This is a genomic window from Paenibacillus sp. EZ-K15 (assembly GCF_002573715.1).
Lineage (GTDB): Bacteria > Bacillota > Bacilli > Paenibacillales > Paenibacillaceae > Paenibacillus_AQ.
This window is the reverse complement of sequence record NZ_PDHM01000027.1, coordinates 140,034-146,033: the sequence shown is the minus strand read 5'-3', so window position 1 is coordinate 146,033 and position 6,000 is coordinate 140,034. Positions and strand designations below refer to the sequence as shown.

At 52.5% G+C, this 6,000-nt stretch carries 7 protein-coding genes; all 7 read left to right on the top strand.

Annotated elements, in window-relative coordinates; all coding sequences use genetic code 11:
• Positions 1–1,105, top strand: a 1,105-nt coding sequence (gene spoIID / locus CRG97_RS30355; protein WP_343225219.1) for a stage II sporulation protein D, incomplete at its 5' end; no start/stop codon positions are given.
• A gap of 60 nt (positions 1,106–1,165) precedes the next feature.
• Positions 1,166–1,906, top strand: coding sequence for a M23 family metallopeptidase (locus CRG97_RS30350; protein ID WP_098749225.1), 741 nt, complete (start codon positions 1,166–1,168; stop codon positions 1,904–1,906).
• Between the two features lie 263 nt (positions 1,907–2,169).
• Positions 2,170–2,454: a sporulation transcriptional regulator SpoIIID gene (gene spoIIID / locus CRG97_RS30340; protein WP_009594246.1), complete on the top strand. Its 285-nt coding sequence runs from the start codon at positions 2,170–2,172 to the stop codon at positions 2,452–2,454.
• Positions 2,455–2,650: 196 nt separating this feature from the next.
• A complete protein-coding gene (gene mreB / locus CRG97_RS30335) occupies positions 2,651–3,649 on the top strand; it encodes a rod shape-determining protein (RefSeq protein ID WP_153047520.1) in 999 nt (332 codons plus the stop codon).
• A gap of 289 nt (positions 3,650–3,938) precedes the next feature.
• On the top strand, positions 3,939–4,820 hold the full coding sequence (locus tag CRG97_RS30330) for a flagellar hook-basal body protein (RefSeq protein ID WP_098749222.1): 882 nt from the start codon (positions 3,939–3,941) through the stop codon (positions 4,818–4,820).
• A gap of 65 nt (positions 4,821–4,885) precedes the next feature.
• On the top strand, positions 4,886–5,710 hold the full coding sequence (locus CRG97_RS30325) for a flagellar hook-basal body protein (protein WP_098749221.1): 825 nt from the start codon (positions 4,886–4,888) through the stop codon (positions 5,708–5,710).
• A gap of 9 nt (positions 5,711–5,719) precedes the next feature.
• A complete protein-coding gene (locus CRG97_RS30320) occupies positions 5,720–5,920 on the top strand; it encodes a DNA-directed RNA polymerase subunit beta (RefSeq protein WP_098749220.1) in 201 nt (66 codons plus the stop codon).
• Positions 5,921–6,000 lie beyond the last annotated feature (80 nt).

The window sequence follows — 6,000 nt, the reverse complement described above, 5'->3', positions numbered from 1 at the left end:
GGCCGAGCCGCCGCGCTGGGGGCGCCGCGGCTTTGCCGCGCGGCGCCCGGCCGCCGGAAGGCGGCGGGTGCGGGTGCACCCCGCCGTCTGGGCGGTGGCGGTGCTGCTGGCCTTGGCGCTGGCGCTGCCTCTGCTGGTGGTTGCCCCCGGCAACAACGCACCAGAGCCGCTGCCGCCCGGGCCGGCCCCGCTGCCTTCCGCCGAGCCGCAGGCGGCGGAAGAGCCCACGGTATCCGTCTATGTAACCAAGACGGATACCGTGGAGGAATTGCCGCTGGAACAATACCTCGTCGGCGTCCTGGCCGCCGAGATGCCGGCCGAGTTCCAGCTGGAGGCACTCAAGGCCCAGGCCATTGCGGCACGGACCTATATCGTGCAGCGGCTTGCATCCGGGGACCGCAGCGGCGTACCGGACGGCAAGGCCGTGGTGACCGATACGGTCAGTCACCAGGCTTATATTGCCCAAGACGAACTTACGAAGGAATGGCAGCGGCTGGGGAAGGAAGCAGAGCTGGCGATGCTCCAGCAAGCGGTGAAGGAAACGGCAGGAGTGGTGATGACGTATGAGGGTCAACCGATTACGGCTTCTTTTTTCTCCACCAGCAACGGGTATACCGAAAATTCAGAGGATTATTGGAAGAACGAGATTCCCTATCTACGAAGTGTAGAGAGTCCATGGGATAAACAGATTTCACCGAAGTACAAGACAACAATCACGATGCCCCGTTCGGAATTCATAGGAAAGCTCGGCCTGACGGATGGAGCCGTACCGGTATCGGCAGGCGGGGATGGGGGGGCTTCTTTTTTGAAAGTACTCTCGTATACGCAAGGTCATCGAATTGAGAGCGTACGGGTTGGCGGCAAGAAGTTCACCGGGCGCGAGGTGAGAGAGAAGCTGGGGCTTCGGTCCAGCCAATTCACCCTTCATATGAAAGACGGCGAGATGGAAATAACGACCTACGGCAACGGCCACGGCGTGGGCATGAGCCAATACGGAGCAGAGGGCATGGCCCGCGAAGGATATGAAGCGAAAGAGATTCTGGAACACTATTATACGAATATTTCTTTTGACAAAACTTCAAATCTTCTCTCTTCAAAAAAATAATAGTTAGATTACGTATAAAAGAGTTGACCCCGGTAACAATGGTTACTGAGGTGATTGCAAATGAATGAACAGAACAAAAATAGTAAACCCCACGAAGAAACTCCTAAAACTGTGCAAGGAGATTCGGCGGTACCGTCATCTTCGTGGAAGAAAGCATTATCCAAACGGTGGGTGTTCCCGGCAGCATACTTAGCAGCAGCGGCAATTATACTAACCCTCGTGTGGGTCTACCAGGACGCCAGCCAAAAGACGCTGAACCCACAAGAGGAAGCAACAACCGTATCGGATTCGGTACAAGGTTCAGAGAAACCTGCTGCAACGGAAGGCAATGATGGAGAAGCTGTAGAAGTGACGGCCAATGCTCAATCAATGATCTGGCCGGTAGCCGACGACGTGGCAGTCAGCATCGTCAAGCCTTACTTTGACGAGACGAACCCGGAAACGCATCAAGAGGCGATGGTGCAATATAATGACACCTTTACGCCGAATCTGGGAATCGACTTGGCTGCTGCAGATGACACGATGTTTGAAGTTCGTGCCGCACTGACAGGTAAAGTGACCCGGGTCGAGAATCATCCGGTTAACGGCAACGTCGTGGAAATTACGTCGGGTGACACGAAAACCGTGTACCAAAGCTTGAACGAAGTGAAAGTGAAGGAAGGCGCTGAAGTGAAGCAGGGCGATTCCATCGCGACTGCCGGACGCAGTGAGCTTGAGAAGGATCTCGGCAACCATGTGCACTTCGAAGTGTACGAGGGCGGGAAACTGGTCAACCCTGTGAGCGTGCTTCCGCAAAAATAATTTCATTTCTTTGTAGCCATGCGCCCACCGCGCACTTGAAGAGGGCAGGATCTTGTGATCCTGTCTTTTTTTTGTTGCGGGTTTGGACGGCAAGTCCAACCCTTGCTGCGCCTTGCATTGTGGACATTTTAGGCTTGTCCGTCACGAGCATGTCCAGAAAATAAATGAGTCCAAGTAAGCTTGTCAGCCCTTGAAACCGCGAATATCCCGTCATGCCCCTCATATAATGTACCAAACTATCCACACAGTAGGGAGGCGGGAGCGTGCACGATTACATCAAAGAGCGGACCATTAAGATCGGACGCTGTATCGTGGAAACGAGGCATACGGTTCGAACTATAGCCAAAGAATTTGGCGTGTCGAAGAGCACGGTGCATAAGGACTTAACCGAACGTCTGCCGGAGATCAACCCGGACCTGGCGGATCAGGTGAAGCACATTCTCGAATACCACAAATCCATCCGCCATCTGAGAGGCGGAGAAGCTACCAAGATCAAGTACAAAAAAACCGGCAGCAACCGTGAACCGGTGGCCACGGCGAAATCCTGATTTTTTAGGGCTTTGGTCGCTAGATTGGCGTTGAATCCCTCCCCTAAAGTATGATATGTTAAAAGCTGGTATAGGATCGAAATATGGGACCTGTTTTGCCGAAGATCATCATCGCTTGCTAGATTATGTCGAAGGATGGTCCGGTACAGAGAACAGACTCTTTTACCATAAAATAACACTTTGGGGGCTTTTCATGATGTTGAGCAAGGATATTGGAATCGATCTCGGAACGGCGAACGTGCTCATTCACGTAAAGGGGAAGGGGGTAGTGTTAGACGAACCTTCCGTTGTCACTATTGAGACCGACGCCAAACGAGTCCTTGCCGTCGGTGAGGAAGCACGGCGCATGATCGGGCGCACTCCCGGCAACATTACGGCGATCCGCCCGCTGAGGGACGGGGTCATCGCCGACTTCGAAATAACGGAAGCAATGCTGAAGTACTTTATTGATCGCGTGGGCGCGCGCAGTTGGCACAGCCGGCCCCGAATCCTCATCTGTGCTCCGACGAACATTACTTCGGTAGAGCAGAAGGCGATCCGGGAAGCGGCTGAGCGCAGCGGCGCAAGGGATGTGTTCCTGGAAGAAGAACCGAAGGCAGCGGCAATTGGCGCAGGGATGGATATTTTTCAACCGAGCGGTAACATGGTTGTGGACATCGGGGGCGGCACCACGGATGTGGCCGTCCTGTCCATGGGCGATGTCGTCACCGCTTCTTCGATTAAAATGGCAGGGGACAAGTTCGACGAGGCGATTATAAAGTACGTGAAGCAAAAATATAAATTACTGATCGGGGAACGGACGGCAGAAGATTTGAAGATGGCGATCGGAACAGTTCGTCCAGGCGGTAGACAAGCTGAGATGGATATTCGCGGACGCGATATGGTATCGGGACTTCCGTTTACCGTAACGGTGTCCTCAGCCGAAGTGCAGGAAGCTCTGTGGGATCCGGTGTCATCGATCGTACTCGCAGCCAAATCCGTATTGGAGCGGACGCCGCCGGAGCTGTCGGCGGACATTATCGATCGCGGCGTCATATTGACCGGCGGTGGCGCACTGCTTCATGGTTTGGACGAGCTGTTGACGGACGAGCTGCGGGTGCCGGTGCTTGTTGCGGAGGATCCGATGCACTGTGTGGTTAAGGGAACGGGAATTATGCTGGATAATTTGGACAAGGTCGTAAAGAAAAAGTTCTAACCTTCCGATATAGATGATAGGAACAACATGAGCATGGATATGAATCGGTATAATCACCACGATGAGATTAGCGATCTGCTTCGCAATACGTCCACGTTGATAACAGCGGAGAGGGCGGAATTGTAATGGAAAAGCGAAGTGGTCGCCTTTGTTTTTGGATTTCAACCCTATCTAACATAGTTACAAGAAATCCAAAAACAACAGCGATTGGAAGTACAATCCGTCATCGTAGCGGTCGTTATATCGACTAAGGTTGTTATGATTCGTTAATGGAAGGGAAGTGCCTTCATTGTTAAGAGGTCTATATACAGCAGCTTCAGGGATGATGACCCAGGAGCAGCGACATAATACGGTGACGCAGAACATTGCTAACGTCAACACGACGGGTTACAAGGCAACGAACAGCGTACAGCGGTCGTTCCCCGAAGTGCTTGTCTCCATGATCGGCGGCAATGATTCGGCGAATGCGGGACGGAAGCTGGGCAAGTTCAACACTGGTGTTTACGCTGAGGAGAGCATATCGCTTTATACCGAAGGCGCGCTCCGGGAAACGGGCAAGACAACAGACTTTGCGCTGGTATCCTCTTTTACGGTACAGAATCCGGCAACGGGCCAAGCTTATCCGTTTGATGCTTCCGGCAGATATGTGGATGAGAACGGCGAGGTGATTTACCGGCCGGAAGGTTTTTTCACTGTTCAGAATGAGAGCGGGGATATCCGTTACACCCGTAACGGCAGCTTCCGGGTTAGCCCGAATGGTAGCCTTTTGAGCGAGAGCGGTTATCAGGTTCTGGATAACAATAACAGACCGATTGTATTGACAGGCTCGGCGAGTAACTTTACAGTGAATGAGCAAGGTGAAATCATGGACGCAAAAGGCAATGGGACAGGCATTATTCTCGGAGTCAGCATCGTGAGCGAGCCTCATGGACTGATTCGTGAAGGTCACGGCGTGTTCCGTATGGCCGATCCGGACGGGGAAGTGCGTTTTATGGCACGTGGTGATAACGGAGTCATCCGTCAGGGATTTATTGAGGGGTCCAACGTGGACCCAACGCAATCGATGGTAGAATTGACAGCTGCGCTGCGCGCGTATGAAACGAACCAAAAAATCGTTCAGTATTACGACAGAACGCTGGAGAAGGCGGTCAATGAGATCGGCCGAGTCTAAGCTTGTCTGTAAGTAAGTAGGCAGCACGCTGCTGTATGAAAATGTGAGCCCACGGGAGGTAAGTGATGAACAACTCGATGATTAGCGCCATGGTGTCGATGAATGCCCTCCAGCAGCGGTTGGATGTCATTGCGGACAATATAGCAAACGTCAATACGGCTGGTTATAAAAAAAAGGAGGCTTCCTTTGAAGATGTGCTGACGCAGGTTCAGCGCCATCACAAGGATTTCGACCGGACGGGCCGTGCGACACCGCTTGGCTATACACTCGGGTATGGCATGAGACTATCTTCCGTTGTGCAGAACATGGAGCAGGGAGCCATGAAGGAAACCGGAAATCCGCTCGATCTGATGATTGATGGACAAGCCATGTTTGCCGTTCAGGGAGATGGCGCGATTGGATATACCCGCGAAGGCGGATTCCATGTATCTCCGGATGCCCGTAACCCTAACAACCTGCTCCTGGTCAATTCACAAGGCTATCCTGTACTTGATGTGAACAATAAGCCGATCTCACTTCCTGCCAAAGGGAAAGTTGCCATTAACGAGAAAGGGCAGATTATCGTGGAGACCCCCACGGGACGTACGGCTCCTTATGCAACCTTGAAGCTGGTCGAGCTTGAGCGTCCGGAGGGCTTGGTCGCTGTCGGCGATAACCTGTTTGTCGTAGGAAACGGTTTGGCGGAAGGCGATGTGTTCGATTTAACACGGGCGGCTCCAGGCGAGCCTCTTAAATCGAAGGTACTGTCCGGATTTATGGAACAATCGAATGTCAATTTGACCGACGAGATGACCAAAATGATGGAAGTTCAGCGGGCTTACCAGCTGACAGCACGTGCGCTTAGTTCAAGCGATACCATGATGAACCTTGCCAACACAATGCGAGGGTAGGTGGGCATCATGAGTGAAGCAAACGCCAATAAACGTTCCAAGACATCCGGATGGAAAATCGCTGTCCGTATCATGATTCCTGTATTGCTCGTATTGGCATTATTCGGAGGCATGGTCTTCGGATATGTTGTCCTCGGCGATCAGGAGCTCAGTGAAGTGTTTGAATGGGGCACATGGAAGCATGTTTTTGATTTAATTTTCGCACCGTGACGAGAGGTCAGGGTGAACACCATGTCTTGAGATTAGATGCCAAACTCCCTTTAAGGGAGTTTTCTTTTTTTGGGGTTAAA

Excerpts from the sequence above, each read along its gene's own strand:
- CRG97_RS30350 (WP_098749225.1), top strand. The coding sequence starts at position 1,166 with ATGAATGAACAGAACAAAAATAGTAAACCCCACGAAGAAACTCCTAAA.
- mreB (WP_153047520.1), top strand. The coding sequence starts at position 2,651 with ATGTTGAGCAAGGATATTGGAATCGATCTCGGAACGGCGAACGTGCTC.
- CRG97_RS30325 (WP_098749221.1), top strand. The coding sequence starts at position 4,886 with ATGAACAACTCGATGATTAGCGCCATGGTGTCGATGAATGCCCTCCAG.
- CRG97_RS30320 (WP_098749220.1), top strand. The coding sequence starts at position 5,720 with ATGAGTGAAGCAAACGCCAATAAACGTTCCAAGACATCCGGATGGAAA.